The sequence below is a fragment of the Antrihabitans auranticaus genome, from assembly GCF_016481275.1.
In the GTDB taxonomy this organism is placed as follows: domain Bacteria; phylum Actinomycetota; class Actinomycetes; order Mycobacteriales; family Mycobacteriaceae; genus Antrihabitans.
The window spans coordinates 702,035-718,971 of the sequence record NZ_JAEMNW010000002.1 but is presented as its reverse complement, the minus strand read 5'-3'; the positions used below and the strand labels follow the sequence as shown (position 1 = coordinate 718,971).

Here is a 16,937-nt window from a genome sequence, read left to right as displayed (position 1 = left end):
GCGCAAGAGCTGCGCCGCAGGGCCATTCATACAACTTTAGTCGTCAGATCTGTACCAGTGCGGTCAGCTCACCCAACTCGCTGCGACCGCCGATCTTTTTCCTGCCCTGCAGGGCTGACAATTCGAGCACGACTGCGGTGGCCACCACATGCGCGCCGGCTTCTGTCAGTAGCTCCGCAGCGGCGACGATGGTGCCTCCGGTGGCGAGTACGTCGTCTATCAACAGCACTCGCTTTCCCTGGATGTCGATCCCGTCTGCGGGAATTTCCAGGCGTGCGGTGCCGTATTCGAGGTCGTACTCTCGCGACAGCACCGGTGGTGGCAGCTTGCCGCCCTTTCGGACCGCCAGGACACCACAGCCCTTGCCGACCGCAACGCCCGACGCGAGGAGGAAGCCGCGCGCATCGATACCCGCCACAAGTTCGGTGTCCGGCGCGATGGCGCGCAACGCGTCGATGACCGCACGAAAGCCGTCGTGGTCGGCGAAAACCGGCGTCAGATCAGCGAACCGAATTCCGGGCGCCGGGAAATCATCGACCCAGCGGGTCAGTTTCCCGACCGCGTCGCCGGCAGCCGTCATGAATGCAGGACCCAACGGTCCATGTTCCAGCCTGCTCCCGACCTCGTCGGATTGGCGATGCCGGCATCGAGCCCGTCGGCAAAGGCCACGGTTCGCGGCACATCGAACAGCGGAATCGACGGCATCTCGCTCCACAGCAACGCTTCGGCTTCGACCGACAAATTCAGTTGTGCCTGCGTCGCCGGATCCGTCAACAGCTGGTCGACGATCTGGTCGTACCGCGGATTCGTGAATCGACCGTAATTGGTCGCGCTGCCGCTGCGCAGCGCGCTCAGCGACGGACCGTTCAACATGCTGCCCGCGGGCCCGCTCACCGACGCCGTACCTCCGAGTACCGCATCGACCTGCCCTTCGAGCAGAGCCGTCGGTGCGAATGTCGGCGAGGAAACGTCCTCGACTTTGATTCCGGCAGGCCCGCACGCATCGGCGATGGCTTTGACAGTCTCGGCACGGCGCTCATCCGGAGCGAGGTAGCCGATCCGCACGGTCGGCGCCTGAGCGCCGGAGGCAGCTACCGCACCCTGTGCAGCCGGAACATCCGCGCCAGGATACTTTCCGCCTTCTACGGAAGCTGGGCCATACATGAGCGAGTCCTGGGACACGATGCGCGAGTTGAGAACGCCGGATCCGAGCCCTGCCTCGGGCTTGTAGTCAGGATGGCCGACGTCGTCGTACAGCTTCTGGCGCGGCGAGCACAATGCCAGCGCCTTGCGCATATCGGCCGATGCGAAGACCCCGCCCGTACCGAGAACGAGTTGTTCGGTGCTGCGCGACGGCATGTTGGTGGCCTTCAGGCCGTCGAGCGGCAGGTCCGCCACCGAGTTCGCGCCGATGTCGATCACGTCGACCGCGCCGGAATCGATCTCGTCCAGGACGTCCGCGCCTTTACCGAATACGACGATTCGCGGAGTCGCGGGCTTCGCACCCCACCACTTGTCGTTCTCGACGAGCACCAACTCGCCACTCTCGCTGAAAGATTCGACGCGGTACGGACCGGACGACACGAACACGGACGGATCGATCTCGTTCGGCTTCAACTTCCAGCCGTTGTTCCAGAAGTCCGCGACCTTGCCCACCGCCTCGTTGTCTCCGGACTGGACCACTGTGGCGATACTGCCGACACCCGCAGCCTGCGTCGCGATGTGCGCCGGCATCACCTCGGTTGCCGAGAACAACGACTTCCAATCGACGAACTTGCGGCCCGGGCGGAAAACGACTGTTGCATCCTTGGAACCCGGTTGGCAGTCGACTCGCTCGATGTCCGAGTACCCAGGTCGCGCGCCCGCGTTGAACATCGGCACCAAGCGGCCTTCGTCATCGGCCTTGGTGAACTTTCCCGACAGTGCCGCCCACGCAAGCACGAGATCCTCGCAGGAGGTCGGCACGCCGTCGGAGTACACCGCCGCGTTGTTGAGGCGGTACTGGATGGTCAGTACGTTCGCCTCGCCGCCGGGAACCTCGTTCGCGGTGCCGAAATCGGGATTGGCGACCGGATCGCCCTGCGGCCCGATATACGACATCCCGGTCAACACCCGCGGGAACGCCTGCGCGGCACCGCTGTACGCCCCGTCGATCGTATTTCCGTTGTAGGTGGTGATCGGGTTGTCGATCAGATAACCGATCGACGGCACCTGCTCATCATCCGAACAGCTGGTCAACAGGCCCGCAGCAAGAGCGCCTGCGGCCAAGATGCCGACGATCGAGATCCGCTTTCGTGCAAAGCCCCGTTGCTCCGGTCGCATCGTTGTTCAGCGCCTCTTCTTGTGTCGCTTTCCGGTCGGCCTGCTCCCTGGTCGCGGAGTGTCCGCAGGAGCTGCCTTCCGAAGAGTCGTGGTAGTCGACGACGCGACGCCCGATCCGGACGCCACGATCTCCGCGGGTTCCTTCGCAGACCCCTTCGATTCGAGCGTGTCCCGGCGAGCGAGCACCTTTTTGGTGTGTCCGGCCACTGGTCCCCACCGCTCCTTGATCGACACCAGCAACGGCGTCGCGAAGAAGATCGACGAATACGCGCCGACGATCATGCCGACGAGTTGGACCAAGGCTAAGTCCTTCAGGGTGCCGACCCCTAGCAGCCACACCGCAATGACCATCAATCCGATCACCGGCAGCACGCCGATGAGCGTGGTGTTGATCGACCGCATGAGGGTCTGGTTGATCGCAAGGTTCGCTTGCTCGGCGTAAGTCTTCTTCTTCAGGTGCAGCACACCACGGGTATTTTCCTCGACCTTGTCGAAGACGACGACCGAGTCGTACAGCGAGAATCCGAGAATCGTCAGCATGCCGATGACCGTCGCGGGCGTGACTTCGAACCCGACGATCGAATAGACGCCCGCGGTAACCGCCATATCGAAGAACAGCGCGGACAGCGCGGCAATCGCCATGTCGCGCTCGAAGCGAACCGCGATGTAAACAGTCACGAGCACGAGGAACACCGCGAGCGCAATCAAAGCCTTGCGCGTGATCTGACCGCCCCACGTCTCACTGACGTCGGAGGTACTGATCTCGTTCGGATTTGCCTTGCCGTCCCTGTCCTTCGGCTGGAACTCCGCGAACAGGGCGTTCGTCAAACGATTCGTCTGATCCGCGTCGAGCGCAACCGAACGAATCTGGATCGTTTCGCTGGATCCCGAGCCCACGGTCTGGACCGAGACGGGGTCCTCGCCGAGCGTCTGGGCGTAGACCTCTTCGACGCGTTCCGTGCTGGCACCTGCCGCGGGCAGCTGAATCTTTGAGCCGCCCTCGAAGTCGATGCCGAGGGTGAAGCCGCGGAAGACGATGCTGAGCAAGCAGATCAGCACGATCACGCCGGTCAGGAGGTAGTAGAACCGCCTGCGGCCGACGACATCGAAGGCGCCTGTGCCGGTGTACAACCGCGACAGGAAGCTGTGCTTCGGCTGGGCATTCTGGTCGATGTCAGCGTCAGCGATAGTCGACTCGGTCATGGTCAGAGCTCCTTTGCGCTGGTGCCGGCGGCGAGGGCTCTACGTTCCTTCGCAACCTGCTGCACAGCTCCGAGGCCGTTGATGCTCGGCTTCGACCAGAATGTCGACCGCGATGCCATCGACACCAACGGCCACGTGACGAGGAAGACGACCGCGACGTCGAGGATCGTGGTCAGGCCGAGAGTGAAGGCGAAACCGCGGACCTGGCCGACGGCAAGGACGTACAGCACGGCGGCCGCGATGAAGCTGACCGCGTTGCCGGACAGAATCGTGCGCTTTGCGCGTGCCCAACCGCGCGGCACAGCGGACCGGAAACTTCGGCCCTCACGCATTTCGTCCTTTATTCGTTCGAAGAAGACGACGAACGAGTCGGCGGTCATGCCGATACCGATGATCAAACCGGCGATGCCGGCGAGGTCGAGCGTGAACCCGATCCAGCGGCCGAGCAGCACGAGCAGGCCATAGACCATGACGCCCGACAGCACCAGCGACAACGCCGTCAGCAGGCCGAGCATGCGGTAGTAGACCAGGCAGTAGATCAGCACCGCGAGCAGGCCGATCGCACCCGCGAGCAGGCCCGCCTTCAGCGACGCGAGGCCGAGCGACGCAGACACGGTCTCGGCTTCGGACGACGAGAACGAGAGCGGCAGCGATCCGTACTTGAGGGTGTTCGCGAGGCTCTTTGCGCCGGCCGCGGAGAAATCGCCCGAAATCTCGGTCGAACTACCTGCCGGGGTTGCGCTTCGAATCACGGGCGCGCTGACGACCTTCGAGTCGAGCACGAACGCTGCTTGCTTGTTGATGTTCTCGCGGGTGAACGTCGCCCAGGTCTCGCTCGCAGTCGAGTTGAAGTCGAGCGTGACGACGTTCTTGGCCTGGTTCTGGTCGAACCGCGACGCAGCGTCGTCGATCTCCTGGCCGTCGATGATGCTCGGCGCCAGCAGGTACTTTCCGCCGTCTTCGCCGCACGCCACGAGCGACTTGGCCGGATCGTCGTTGCCCTGCAGCGGATCGGGCTTACTGCAATCGAGCTCCGCGAGTGCCTTCTCCTGGACCGCGGGATCGTCGCTCTGTCGCTGCTGCTTGGCAGCTTCGATCTCCTTGGCGATCTGATCGGGACCCGTCAGCTCGTCCGAATCGGCCGGGGTGGTCGGCGCAGCGGGGGTCGGAGCTGTCGAAGGCGCAGGCTGATCGCCTGTCGGCGTCGGCTCCGGACCGGTCGGCTCCTCGACCGGGAAAATTCGCGACTGCGGTTGCGCAGGCTCCTGAGCGGGCGGCTGCTCGGTCGCGGGCGCAGGGTTACCGGTGGTCGCGGGTTGCTGTGGCTGCTCGGTCGCGGGCTGCGACGGTCCCGCAGCTTGCAGCACCGGGCGGATGTACAGCCGTGCCGTCTGGCCGAGCGACCTTGCCTGGGAGCTGTCGTCGCCCGGGACCGTGATGATGAGGTTGTCGCCGTCGATCAGCACTTCCGACCCCGAGACGCCGAGGCCGTTGACGCGGGTCTCGATGATCTGCTGGGCCTGCTTCAACGAATCCTGGCTCGGTGCGCCGCCGTCGGGGGTGCGCGCGGTCAGTGTGACTCGGGTGCCGCCCTGTAGGTCGATGCCGAGCTTGGGAGTGGGTGAGCCGTCTCCGGTGAAGAAGACCAACGCGTACACAACACCCACAAGCACCGCAAAGACGGCCAGCAAGCGCCCTGAACGCACCGATCCTTGGGAAGGTGACACGGTCCGTTTATCTCCTCAGTACATGCGGTATTGGTCGCGTTGGTGGACCGCACGGCACAGGGTTTGCTGCCGCGCGGACGAAAACCAGCTGTCAGTCTTTGTTCAGGCGGCGTTCTGTGTCCGACGCCGACTCCTCGACCGCCGGCGTGGCGTCGTCGGCAACGACCTCGTCCTGGACGTCGACGTCCTCCTTGACGACCTCCTTGACCGCGGCACGCGACCAGGTCGTGATCACGTCGACTGCGATCTCGAGATCGACGGTTTCGTCGTCGAGCTCCACAACGATTCCCTGAATTCCGCTCGACATCATCACGCGGTCGCCGACCTGGAGCAGAGTCTGCATTTGCGCGGTGCTCTGCATCTCTTTCTTCTGCCGCCGCATCGCGAGGAACATCGGCACGAGCAGGGCGACGAGCAGAAGGGGAAAGAGCAGGTTTTCCATCGTGGCAGTCAGTCCTCAGCAGGTAGAAGCGATGCGGGGGCCAAGTTGGACCCACGGCGGTACACCAGTCTGCCACTAACAGGTGAAGATCGTTTCGTCGCGCCCGTGCAGACCTACTCGAACAGGTCCAGTTGGGGCTCGCTCGCACGCACTTCGATACCGCCGATGGCCAGGTCCGGCGGCGGGACGAGGCCCAGATGCTCCCAGGCTGTGGCGGTCGCAACACGGCCACGCGGCGTGCGCGCAATCATGCCCGCACGAACGAGAAACGGTTCGCAAACCTCTTCGACAGTCGCCGGTTCCTCCCCCACCGCTACGGCGAGCGTCGACACACCGACCGGTCCGCCGCCGAAACTGCGGATCAGCGCGCTGAGCACCGAGCGGTCCAGCCTGTCGAGACCGAGTCGGTCCACGTCGTACACCGTGAGCGCGGCCCTCGCCGTGTCCCGTGTGATGACACCGTCGACGCGAACCTCCGCATAGTCACGGACACGCCGAAGAAGGCGGTTGGCGATACGCGGCGTACCGCGCGACCGGCCCGCGATCTCGGCGGCAGCGTCGTCACGCAATGCAACGCCGAGAATTCTGGCCGAGCGCGCAAGGATCAGCTCCAACTCGGCAGGCTCGTAGAAGTCCATGTGGGCGGTGAAGCCGAACCGGTCCCGTAGTGGACCGGTGAGCGCCCCGGAGCGCGTCGTGGCCCCGACCAGCGTAAACGGTGCAACCTCCAGCGGAATCGACGTCGCTCCGGGCCCCTTGCCGACGACGACGTCGACTCTGAAGTCCTCCATGGCGAGGTAGAGCATTTCCTCGGCGGGCCGCGCGATGCGGTGAATCTCGTCGATGAACAGCACATCGCCCTCGACGAGATTGCTGAGCATCGCGGCGAGGTCGCCGGCGCGCTCCAACGCCGGTCCGGAGGTCAGGCGAAGGGACGATCCGAGTTCGGCAGCGATGATCATCGCCATGCTGGTCTTACCGAGCCCGGGTGGACCGGACAGCAGTATGTGATCGGGAGTGCCGCCACGCATCTTGGCACCGTGGAGCACGAGTTGCAGTTGCTCGCGTACGCGGGGCTGACCGATGAAATCGTCGAGCGACTTCGGTCGCAGGCTGACTTCGACGTCGGCGTCCGACGTCAAAAATGTTGGTGTCACTTGTGATTCGTGGTCCACACTCACCGTTTCCTACCCAACAGTGCGAGTGCCGAGCGCAGTGCGGACGACGTCGTCGCATCGGGTTCTTCGGAGAGAACAGTATCGGTCGCCTGCTCGGCCTGCTTGGCGGGAAAGCCGAGTCCGGTGAGCGCCTCGACGATGTGATCGCGCACCGGCCCGACGACAGGCACCGGCGCGTCCGGATGTGCCTGCACCGGAACAGCTTCCACTTTGTCGCGCAGTTCGACGACCAGCCGCTCGGCGCCGCGCTTGCCGATCCCGGGTACCCGCATCAACGCCGTGTGGTTGCCTTCCGCGAGCGCTTTCCTCAGCGCCTCGGGTTCGAGGACCGCGAGCACCGCCATCGCCAGACGTGGCCCGACACCCGACACCGTCTGCAACAGCCCGAACAAGTCCCGCGACTCGGTATCCGCGAACCCGAAGAGCGTCATCGAGTCCTCGCGGACGATCATCGCCGTGACGAGTCGCGCTTCGTCGCCGCGGTGCAAGGTCCCGAGCGTGGCCGGTGTGGCGTTGAGCCGGTAGCCGACACCGGCGGCCTCGATGACGCAATGGTCGAGCGCGATCTCGAGCACCTCGCCGCGAATCGATGCGATCATTTGACTTTCGCCTCCTTGCGGACCTGCGCGAGCCGCGCCCCGTACCGTCGTTTCTGTTCTGCCGCAGCAGCTTCCGCTGCTGCCATGCGCTCCAGCATCGGCGCCCGCCAGCAATGGCAGATCGCCAGTGCCAGCGCATCGGCGGCGTCAGCGGGAGTCGGTTTCGTCTGCAGCCCGAGAATACGGGTCACCATCGCGGTGACCTGGTTCTTGTCGGCCGCGCCGTTTCCGGTCACCGAGGACTTCACCTGGCTCGGCGTGTGAAACGTCACCGGAATGTCCCGCCGCGCCGCAGCAAGCGCAATCACGCCGCCCGCCTGCGCGGTACCCATCGCGGTTCGCACGTTGAGCTGCGAAAACACGCGCTCGATTGCCACAGCGTTCGGCTTGTGGGTGTCCATCCAATACTCGGCGGCGTCGGCAATCAGCAGCAGGCGCCGCGCCAGGTCCATATCCGCGGGTGTGCGGACGACGTCGACGTCGAGCGCCGTCACTTCGCGACCTTTGCCGCTTTCGATCAAACTCAGCCCACACCGCGTGAGCCCTGGGTCCACACCCATCACGCGCACCCGCGCTCCCTTCGCTACGAACAGCTGTTCGAGAGCTTAGCGGGAGGTGGTGACAAAGTACGGCTACGACACGGCCGAAGCCGCTACGCGTCGAGCTCGGCCAGAACGTCGTCGGAGACGTCGACGTTCGTGTAGACGTTCTGGACGTCGTCACAGTCCTCGAGGGCGTCGATCAGCTTGAACACCTTGCGGGCGCCGTCGGCGTCGACCGGCACGCTGACCGAAGCCTGGAAGCTCGCCTCGGCCGAGTCGTAGTCGATTCCGGCTTCCTGGAGAGCACTGCGGACAGCGACCAGGTCGGTCGGCTCGCTGACGACCTCGAATGATTCACCGAGATCGTTGACGTCTTCTGCCCCGGCTTCGAGCACTGCCGTCAGCACGTCGTCTTCGGTGAGGTCGTTCTTGTCGAGGACCACGACACCCTTGCGGGCGAACAGATAGGCGACCGAACCTGGGTCGGCCATGTTGCCGCCGTTGCGGGTCATCGCCACGCGCACCTCCCCGGCAGCGCGGTTGCGGTTGTCGGTGAGGCATTCGATCAGCACGGCGACACCGTTGGGGCCGTAGCCCTCGTACATGATCGTCTGCCAGTCGGCGCCGCCGGCTTCTTCACCTGCGCCGCGCTTGCGAGCCCGCTCGATGTTGTCGTTCGGGACGGAAGTCTTCTTCGCCTTCTGGATCGCGTCGTAGAGCGTCGGGTTGCCCGTCGGATCGCCGCCACCCGTACGCGCCGCCACCTCGATGTTCTTGATCAGCTTCGCGAAGGCCTTACCGCGCCGAGCGTCGATAACGGCCTTCTTGTGCTTGGTGGTGGCCCATTTGGAATGGCCGCTCATGCGTTACGTCCTTACTTCCGTACTTCCGTCGGATCGATTCCTCGATTGACAACTCGACCAGTTTACGCGCCGCGGCGATCAGCCTTTTCGGACGATGTCGGTAAACAGTTTGTGCACTCGCAAATCACCGGTCACTTCGGGGTGAAACGAGGTCGCAAGAACACTGCGTTGCCGGACTGCGACGATGCGGCCCGCCGCCGGGCCGTGCGGCACCGTCGCCAAGACTTCGACCCCGCTCCCCGCCCGCTCCACCCAGGGCGCCCGGATGAACACCGCGCGCATCGGACCGCCTTCTATGCCTGCGAAGTCGAGGTCGGTCTCGAACGAATCGACCTGCCGCCCGAATGCATTTCGCCGCACAGTCATATCGATGCCGTCGAGGTGCTCTGCGTCGGGCCGGGTATCGAGGACCTCGGAGGCCAGCATGATCATCCCCGCGCAGGAGCCGAACGCAGGCAGACCGTCGCGTAGCCGCTTGCGCAGTGGTTCCAAGAGATCGAAGACGGTTAGCAGCCTGCTGATGGCGGTCGACTCACCGCCCGGAATGACGAGTCCGTCGATGGCATCGAACTCCGATACACGCCGCACGCCAACCGGTTTCGCACCGCATTCGGCGAGCGCGGAGAAATGTTCACGCACGTCACCCTGTAGCGCAAGGACACCAATCGTCGGCTGATTCACGTCGCCGAGCATACGAGAAGCGGGAATCGCCGTCCGGTGGACTGTTCCGGTAACAAGGTCAGTCGCGCAGCCTGCGGGTCAGACCTTCCTGCACAACCGCGGCAACCATGTTTCCGGCACGGTCGAAGATTCGCCCCTGCGTCAGCGCGCGCCCGAATCCCGCCGAAGGCGAGGTCTGGTCGTAGAGCAGCCATTCGTCGGCGCGGAACGGCCGCAGGAACCACATCGCATGGTCCAGGGACGCCGTCTGGGTCGGCTCATCGGGATGAATCACCTTGGAGGATCCCAGAAGCGTCATGTCGCTCATGTACGCGAGCGTGCACACGTGGATGACCGCATCATCGGGCAACCGCTCGCGATACCGGAACCACACCTGTTGCTGCGACGCCGAACCCGGCCGCCGCACCACGAGATCGTCGGGCAGCACACGGATGTCGTAGTGCCCCCACTCGCGCAGCAACCACTGCCGTTCGGGGGTGAGTACCGACTCGGGATCGGGAATGTCCTCGGGCGCAGGCACATCGGGCATCGTGTCCTGATGTTCGATGCCCGCGTCCTCGGTGTGAAAAGACGCGGACATCGTGAAGATCGCCTTGCCGTCCTGCACACCGGTGACACGGCGCGTGACGAACGACCGGCCGTCCCGGATGCGGTCGACGAGGTAGACGGTCGGCGCGAAGGGATTGCCCGGACGCAGGAAATACCCGTGCAACGAGTGGACCTTGAATTCCGGATCGACCGTTCGCACGGCCGAAACCAGCGCCTGACCGGCAACCTGGCCACCGAACGTGCGCTCGAGCTGCGTCTCGGTCGACGCCCCCCGGAAGATGTCTTTCTCGAGCCGCTCGATGAGAAGCGCCTGCTCGATGGTTGCCATCGCCTGTCCCCTTTCGACGGCTCAGGCTAACAGCGAGCGATCTACCAGCCGCGTTCGGCAAGCCGGTGGTCGACCGGAAGTTCTTCGACGTTGATGCCGACCATCGCCTCGCCGAGCCCGCGGGAAACCTTCGCGAGAACATCCGGATCGTCGTGGAACGTCGTAGCCTTCACAATCGCGGCCGCACGCTCAGCGGGATTGCCGGACTTGAAGATTCCTGATCCGACGAACACACCCTCCGCACCCAGCTGCATCATCATCGCGGCATCGGCCGGGGTGGCGATGCCACCGGCGGTGAACAGCACGACGGGCAGCTTGCCCGCTTCGGCGACCTCGCGGACCAGGTCGTACGGCGCCTGCAGCTCCTTCGCAGCGACATACAGCTCGTCTTCGGGCAGTGAGCTGAGCCGACGGATCTCGTCGCGAATCTTGCGCATGTGCGTCGTGGCGTTCGACACGTCACCGGTTCCAGCCTCGCCCTTGGAACGAATCATGGCCGCGCCCTCGGTGATTCGCCGCAGCGCCTCGCCCAGGTTGGTGGCACCGCACACGAACGGAACCGTGAAGTTCCACTTGTCGATGTGGTTGGCGTAGTCGGCCGGGGTCAGCACTTCGGACTCGTCTACGTAGTCGACACCGAGGCTCTGCAGAATCTGCGCCTCGACGAAGTGGCCGATGCGGGCCTTGGCCATGACCGGAATGCTGACGGCTTCGATGATGCTGTCGATCATGTCCGGATCGCTCATACGGGAGACGCCGCCCTGCGCACGAATGTCGGCCGGAACGCGCTCGAGCGCCATCACAGCCACAGCGCCGGAGTCTTCGGCGATCTTCGCCTGATCGGCGGTGACGACGTCCATGATGACCCCGCCCTTGAGCATTTCGGCCATTCCGCGCTTGACTCGCGCGGTACCGGTCGCAGTCGGGGTCGAAGCTGGGGTAGTCACGGCAAACTCCTGGGTCGTTGGTGAAGGATCGTAGTGTGATCCTGGCCGAGTGCGGCCACGAAGAACTGAACTCTCGTGGTAATCCTAGTCGGGGGCGCAGGCCAGGCTGATATCCAGTTACTGTTCGCTGGCCTTGCCACCCGGTTAGGGTTCTTCTATGTCGCAAAAGTCGCAAAAGTCGCGAATTACCCGCATCACCGACTTCGTCTACGACCACACGCGTCACAAAGATGCGTGGCAGTCCGCAAGCCAAGAGCCTGTCGCCGGCTTCGACTCGTTGCGCGGTCAGAAGTACGCGCTGCTTACGACCTACAAGAAGAGCGGCGAGCCGGTCCCGTCGCCTGTGTGGTTCGGCCTGGACACCGACGGCCGGTTCTACTTCACCACCGAGGAGGCGTCCCCGAAGGTCACGCGGATGCGCAACAATCCGGCCGTGCGGATCGCACCGTCGAAGCAGAACGGGAAACCGCTCGGCCCGCCGGCGGAGGGCACCGCGCGGGTACTTCCGCCCGAGGACGCAGCACGCGCCGAGGCGATAATCGCGGCGAACTACGGTCGCGGTCGCACGATCTTCGATCGCGTGACCAGCGGCCTCGGGGTAGCCGCGGTCTACGTCGAGGTCACGCCCGGCTGAGCGGTCAACAGCAGAGCGACGGTCGACGCCGCCAGGACAAGCGGGACACCACCGAGGCCGACCAGGCCGAACGTCCGCCACGAGATGTCGACACCCCGCGCCTTGCAGCGCTCACGCCACAGCAGGGTCGCAAGAGAGCCCCAGATCACGACGAGCGGACCAGCGTTCGTGCCGAGCAGGACAGCAAAGTGCTGCGTGCCGTCACCCACCGGAATTGCCGGCTCCATTGCGAGGTACGCGGGCAGATTGTTGACGACGTTGCTCGACAGCGCCGCGACGACGACCGCACGCAGTGGTGAATCGCCCATCAGGTGCCCGAGCAAATCGGTGAGACCGTGCTCGGCGATGGTGATCACGACGAGGAACAGCCCGGTAGTGAGCCCGATCAGGCGCCACGGCAGCAGGTACCAGCCGAGCGCCGACCGATCGCGAACCGCGAAAACGGCGGTGGCCACCACTGCGCACAACGCGCCGGCGAGCCAGGGCGCCACACCCAGGAGAATCAGCGGAACCAGTCCGACGCACGCGGCGGCGCACACCCAGAATGTCCAGCCGTCGGGCGCCCGAACCGCGGCCGGAATCGCGTAGCGACCGGACAGATCTTTGCGAAACAGCACGAAGAGGTACCCGACAGTGACCAGCACGGCGACTGTGGCGGGCAGCGCCATTCGCACCACGAATTCGTAGGTCGACACGTGCTCACGTTGCAAGGCAAGCAGATTCGTGAGATTCGAGATCGGCAGGAACATGCTTCCCGTGTTCGCCAACCAAACGACCAGGAGCGCGAACGGCAACGGCCGAACCCCGATGCGGGCCGCCAGCGCGAGCACGACGGGAGTCAGCAACACCGCCGTCGTATCGAGGCTCATCACGGCTGTCGTCGCCGTGGCAAGCACGGCAATGAGCAGAAAGAGCCGAGCCGTCGACCCTGCGGCGACACGCGCACACCACGTCGCGGCGGCGTCGAAGACTCCTGCCCTGTCGGCGAGTTCGGCGAGAATTGTGATCGCGACCAGAAAGCCGATGACAGGCGCGCCGCGATCGAGCGCAATCTCGCGCGCGTCGGCGCCCGGCAGCAATCCCGAGACGACGACGAACACTCCACCGGCAACCAGTACGGCCCACATCAGTCGCTACCGGATCGACCGCACCTCTGGCTGGCCCGGGTCGGCGGCGACGCTGCGTGCCTCGGCGAGCAGGTCGGCCAGTTCGTACGGGTAGACGGTCTCACCGGAATCGTTGAGGGCCACGATGTCAGCGCTCGTGCACCACTTGTTGCCTGTGATCGACCGGCGTTCGACCTCGGTGAAACCCGCCGAATGCGGTTCGAATTCGTCGACCTCCAGCACGAAGAACAATTCTTCGGACCGGATCAGCTCGCCGTTGAAGGGGAACACCGCGACTCGGCGCCAGATCGGGCCGCGTAACTCTTCGGGATCGACTTTCCTGCCCGTTTCCTCGAAGATCTCGCGAACCGCCGCGGCGCGCAGGCTTTCCCCCGTGTGGACACCGCCGCCGATCGTGAACCAGAACGTCACGTCGGGAACCAGCGGATCACGCCCCTGCAGCAGCAAGACCTTGTCCGTCTTGTCCAGGACGACGACACGCGCCGAGGTGCGATTGGCGTCGAGAACGAGTCCGGTCGCGGCCGACGGCTTCGCACGTTCCGTGATTTCGAAGTAGGTGGGCATCGGCGCGGTGCCGCCGAGATGCAGGACGCGTACCGACAGGCGCGTCCGGATCGCAAGGGTGTCCCGGACAGCGTCGTTGTGGAAACGTCTGGCGATGAGGACCCGCGCTTCCGCGTCGGCCAATTCGGCAACGAGTTGCGGTCGCAGTGTCTCGATATCGACTGCCGACAACGCACTCGACAGCTCGTTCTCGACGGTTTCGCGGTTTGCGCGATCTGCGCGTTCCGCCTTGTCTGCCAGTGCCGCGAGTCGTTTGCTGTCGTCGGTGTAGCTCGCGGTAGTCGCTACGGCAACAGCGCGCGCGACGACCGCCCGCCGCGCAAGCGCAGCGTCCAACGCCTGCCAGGACTGGTCGGCCCGGACATGCAGCCGGTCGAGCCTGTTCGCCGTCGAGTACGCCCAGACACCGATGCTCAGAACGACAGCGGCGACTAGCGCAACGACAAGGATTGTCAGCGCGGAAAACGTCATCAGCCGGCCGCCCGCACGCGAAGGTCACCGACGGTGACCGTCTCGTACACCCGCAGAATTTGCTCGGCTACAACGGGCCAGTCGTAGTCGTTGACTGCCTGGCGGGCCGCTCGGACGAGGGAGTCACGCTTCGCGGAGTCGGTCAAGACTTCGTCGAGAGCGTCGGACAGTCGTGCCGAATCCCCGATCGGCACAAGAATGCCGGCAGCACCGTCACGCAGAACACGACGGAAGGCATCGAGTTCGCTGGCGACCACCGGGGTACTCGCGGCCATCGCCTCGACGAGCACGATCCCGAAACTTTCACCGCCGAGGTTCGGCGCGCAGTACACGTCGACGCTGCGCAGCGCGGACGCCTTTTCTTCGTCTGTGACCTGGCCGAGCAGGCGCAGGTGCTTCGCGTATTCGCCCGCTTCGCGAAGCAGCCGTTCTTCGTCACCGCGGCCGACGACCAGCACTTCGAGGTCCGGATGCCGCTCGACCAGGTGCGGCAGCGCTTCCAGCAGCACAGCTATCCCCTTGCGCGGCTCGTCGTAGCGGCCGAGAAACAGCACGGTGCCGCCCGCGCGTGGGTAGCCGGGCAACGGCTTCGCATGCGCGAATGCAGGCACGTCGACGCCGTTGGGAATCTCGACCGCGTCTGATCCGAGTGCCTCGACCTGCCAGCGCCTTGCGAGCTCGGACACTGCGATCCGGCCACTGATCTTCTCGTGATACGGCTTCAGCACACCCTGGAAGGTGCTGAGCACCAATGACTTCGTCGTCGACGTGTGAAATGTTGCGACGATCGGGCCTTCGGCGATCTTCAGCGCAAGCATCGACAGGCTCGGCGCGTTCGGCTCGTGAATGTGCAGGACGTCGAAGTCGTTGTCGTTGATCCAACGCCGGACCCGGGCATAGGACACCGGACCGAACGACAGGCGTGCGACGGACCCGTTGTAGGGAATCGCAACGGCACGCCCCGCCGACACGACGAACGGCGGCAATTCGGTGTCTTCGGCAGCGGGTGCCAGCACGCTGACGCGATGGCCGCGTTCGATGAAGACCTCGGCGAGTTCGACGACGTGCGCTTGCACGCCGCCGGGAACGTCGAAGGAGTACGGGCACACCATGCCGATCTTCACGTGCTGCCCTCCCCCATGCGCTCGAGCCGAGCCTCGGACAGATCGGAAAGCCAGAGCGGCTGCAGCATGTGCCAGTCGGCGGGATGTGCGGCGATATTGGCCGCGAAACGATCCGCGAGCAATTGCGTTGCCGACCCGACGCCACCCGAGGTGTCGATCGGCGCCTCGACCGAGAAACCCCACCCATCAGGTGTGAACCAGCAATGAACGGGCAGGAGGTCGGCGCCGGTCTCGATCGCCAGCTTCGCCGGGCCTGCCGGCATCCGCGTCGGCTCGCCGAAGAACGTAACCGGCACACCGTGTTTGGCGAGATCGCGCTCGCCCAGCAAGCAGACGATCTTGTTGTCGCGCAGGCGCTCCGCCAAAACCCCGAACGGCGGCTGTTCGCCACCGCTCAGCGGCAGAATCTCGAACCCGAGGCTTTCGCGATACCGGACGAACCGCCAGAACAGCGATTCCGGCTTCAACCGTTCGGCAACCGTCGCGAAGGTGCCGAAGCGCTGTACGACGAACACGCCGGCGAGGTCCCAGTTGCCACTGTGCGGCAACGCGAGGATCGCACCCCGGCCACCGTCGATCGCCGCATGCAGGTGCTCGAGGCCCGGGCAATTTTTCTCGACCACGTCTGCGAGGAAAGCCGGGTCCATCGACGGCAGCCGGAAAGCTTCACGCCAGTACCGCGCGTAGGACCGGACGCTCGCCTGGATCAGGTCTTGCGGCACATCCTCGGGCGGGACCCCGAGAACACGAGAAAGGTTGCGGCGCAATTGATCCGGCCCACCTTTGCGCCGGCTCGCGAAGTCGGCGCCGCGGTCGAACCACCGAGCTGCGGACTTCTCCGGCAAAGCCCGGACGAGCCGCCACCCGGTCGCGTAGCCGAAGTCGCTCAGCCGTTCCGATGGCTTCACGACGACTGCTCACCGGCCTGATCGGCGGTCGGCGCCGGCGTCGCAATCGGAATGATCGTCCGTGCGCCTTCGGACCCGCGCACCTCGAGCACGCGCTGAAAAACGGTGATCACACTCGCGACGGCGAGGAGCCACATCGCGACGTGAATAGACCACTCGAGCCACTCCCAGCCGAAGTACCCGCCGATACCCGTGAATCCGGCTCCGACGAGCACGATGACCAGCCGGTCGGGACGCTCGATGAGGCCGCCGTCCGCGGAGAGTCCACTCGCTTCTGCACGGGCTTTCGCATACGAGATGACCTGTGACGTCACGAGGCAGATCAGCGTCGCAATCAGCAGTTCGCGGCTGCCCTCGTGGTACACCGCCCACCAGGTGAGCCCAGCGAAGATCGCGCCGTCGGCGACGCGATCACACGTTGCATCCAGCACAGCACCGAACTTGGTGCCGCCCCCACGCGCACGGGCCATCGCACCGTCGAGCATGTCGAACATCACGAACAGCCAGATGACCATCGCACCCCAGAACAGGTGCCCGGTCGGAAAGAGCGTGACAGCAGCAATGATGGAGGCCGCGGTACCGATGAGAGTCACCGAATCCGGCGTCAAACCGGTGCTGTTCAGTGCTTTCCCCAGCGGCAAAGTGGCCTTCGAGACCGCAGCCCGCCCAAAGAAGCTCAGCAACTGGTTATCCCCTCGTCCATGTGTTTTTCGATCGATCCAGCGCGA

General features: G+C 64.8%; 18 protein-coding genes. 1 reads left to right on the top strand and 17 read right to left on the bottom strand.

All coding sequences use genetic code 11. From position 1 onward, the window contains the following. Window positions 1-43: 43 nt before the first annotated feature. The 12 genes from JGU72_RS11375 to pdxS form a co-directional block, all read right to left on the bottom strand. Window positions 44-580 (bottom strand): adenine phosphoribosyltransferase, encoded by a 537-nt coding sequence (locus tag JGU72_RS11375; protein WP_199684019.1) that lies wholly within the window; start codon window positions 578-580, stop codon window positions 44-46. Next, entirely contained in the window at window positions 577-2,322 is a 1,746-nt protein-coding gene (locus JGU72_RS11370; RefSeq protein WP_199684018.1) for an ABC transporter substrate-binding protein, read from the bottom strand. Before JGU72_RS11370 ends, JGU72_RS11375 begins: the two co-directional genes overlap by 4 nt. Window positions 2,323-2,328: 6 nt before the next feature. Then, window positions 2,329-3,525 carry a protein translocase subunit SecF gene (secF, locus tag JGU72_RS11365; RefSeq protein WP_199684017.1) on the bottom strand — a complete coding sequence of 399 codons (1,197 nt, stop codon included), beginning with the start codon at window positions 3,523-3,525 and terminating at the stop codon, window positions 2,329-2,331. A gap of 2 nt (window positions 3,526-3,527) precedes the next feature. After that, window positions 3,528-5,252 (bottom strand): protein translocase subunit SecD, encoded by a 1,725-nt coding sequence (gene secD, locus JGU72_RS11360; RefSeq protein WP_199684016.1) that lies wholly within the window; start codon window positions 5,250-5,252, stop codon window positions 3,528-3,530. Between the two features lie 91 nt (window positions 5,253-5,343). Then, window positions 5,344-5,694: a preprotein translocase subunit YajC gene (gene yajC / locus JGU72_RS11355; protein ID WP_199684015.1), complete on the bottom strand. Its 351-nt coding sequence runs from the start codon at window positions 5,692-5,694 to the stop codon at window positions 5,344-5,346. 113 nt (window positions 5,695-5,807) lie between these two features. Then, entirely contained in the window at window positions 5,808-6,875 is a 1,068-nt protein-coding gene (gene ruvB / locus JGU72_RS11350; protein ID WP_199684014.1) for a Holliday junction branch migration DNA helicase RuvB, read from the bottom strand. Further along, window positions 6,872-7,471, bottom strand: coding sequence for a Holliday junction branch migration protein RuvA (gene ruvA, locus JGU72_RS11345; RefSeq protein WP_199684013.1), 600 nt, complete (start codon window positions 7,469-7,471; stop codon window positions 6,872-6,874). Before ruvA ends, ruvB begins: the two co-directional genes overlap by 4 nt. Further along, entirely contained in the window at window positions 7,468-8,040 is a 573-nt protein-coding gene (gene ruvC, locus JGU72_RS11340) for a crossover junction endodeoxyribonuclease RuvC (protein ID WP_199684012.1), read from the bottom strand. The genes ruvA and ruvC overlap by 4 nt, the downstream gene beginning before the upstream one ends. 83 nt (window positions 8,041-8,123) lie before the next feature. Then, on the bottom strand, window positions 8,124-8,876 hold the full coding sequence (locus tag JGU72_RS11335) for a YebC/PmpR family DNA-binding transcriptional regulator (RefSeq protein ID WP_199684011.1): 753 nt from the start codon (window positions 8,874-8,876) through the stop codon (window positions 8,124-8,126). A 78-nt stretch (window positions 8,877-8,954) separates the two neighbouring features. Further along, complete coding sequence (pdxT, locus tag JGU72_RS11330) at window positions 8,955-9,569, bottom strand: pyridoxal 5'-phosphate synthase glutaminase subunit PdxT (protein ID WP_199684010.1); 615 nt, start codon at window positions 9,567-9,569, stop codon at window positions 8,955-8,957. 46 nt (window positions 9,570-9,615) lie between these two features. Beyond that, window positions 9,616-10,434, bottom strand: a complete 819-nt coding sequence (locus JGU72_RS11325) for an acyl-CoA thioesterase (RefSeq protein ID WP_199684009.1) — start codon at window positions 10,432-10,434, stop codon at window positions 9,616-9,618. 41 nt (window positions 10,435-10,475) lie between these two features. Then, the gene (gene pdxS, locus JGU72_RS11320) at window positions 10,476-11,381 is read right to left on the bottom strand and encodes a pyridoxal 5'-phosphate synthase lyase subunit PdxS (RefSeq protein ID WP_199684008.1); all 906 of its coding nucleotides are present in this window, start codon (window positions 11,379-11,381) and stop codon (window positions 10,476-10,478) included. A 157-nt stretch (window positions 11,382-11,538) separates the two neighbouring features. On the opposite strand from pdxS, the gene JGU72_RS11315 reads away from it, so the two are divergent. Then, the gene (locus tag JGU72_RS11315; RefSeq protein WP_199684007.1) at window positions 11,539-12,015 is read left to right on the top strand and encodes a PPOX class F420-dependent oxidoreductase; all 477 of its coding nucleotides are present in this window, start codon (window positions 11,539-11,541) and stop codon (window positions 12,013-12,015) included. Here the strand turns inward: JGU72_RS11315 and JGU72_RS11310 are convergent. Genes JGU72_RS11310 through pgsA form a run of 5 tightly spaced genes read right to left on the bottom strand, consistent with a single transcriptional unit; the run spans window position 11,991 to window position 16,892 of the window. After that, entirely contained in the window at window positions 11,991-13,142 is a 1,152-nt protein-coding gene (locus JGU72_RS11310) for an ArsB/NhaD family transporter (RefSeq protein ID WP_199684006.1), read from the bottom strand. The genes JGU72_RS11315 and JGU72_RS11310 overlap by 25 nt on opposite strands. Before the next feature lie 6 nt (window positions 13,143-13,148). Beyond that, entirely contained in the window at window positions 13,149-14,177 is a 1,029-nt protein-coding gene (locus tag JGU72_RS11305) for an NUDIX hydrolase (protein ID WP_199684005.1), read from the bottom strand. Further along, complete coding sequence (locus tag JGU72_RS11300; protein WP_199684004.1) at window positions 14,177-15,301, bottom strand: glycosyltransferase family 4 protein; 1,125 nt, start codon at window positions 15,299-15,301, stop codon at window positions 14,177-14,179. The genes JGU72_RS11305 and JGU72_RS11300 overlap by 1 nt, the downstream gene beginning before the upstream one ends. Continuing rightward, window positions 15,298-16,209 (bottom strand): phosphatidylinositol mannoside acyltransferase, encoded by a 912-nt coding sequence (locus JGU72_RS11295; RefSeq protein WP_199684003.1) that lies wholly within the window; start codon window positions 16,207-16,209, stop codon window positions 15,298-15,300. Before JGU72_RS11295 ends, JGU72_RS11300 begins: the two co-directional genes overlap by 4 nt. After that, window positions 16,206-16,892, bottom strand: a complete 687-nt coding sequence (gene pgsA / locus JGU72_RS11290; RefSeq protein ID WP_199684002.1) for a phosphatidylinositol phosphate synthase — start codon at window positions 16,890-16,892, stop codon at window positions 16,206-16,208. Before pgsA ends, JGU72_RS11295 begins: the two co-directional genes overlap by 4 nt. Window positions 16,893-16,937: the final 45 nt, after the last annotated feature.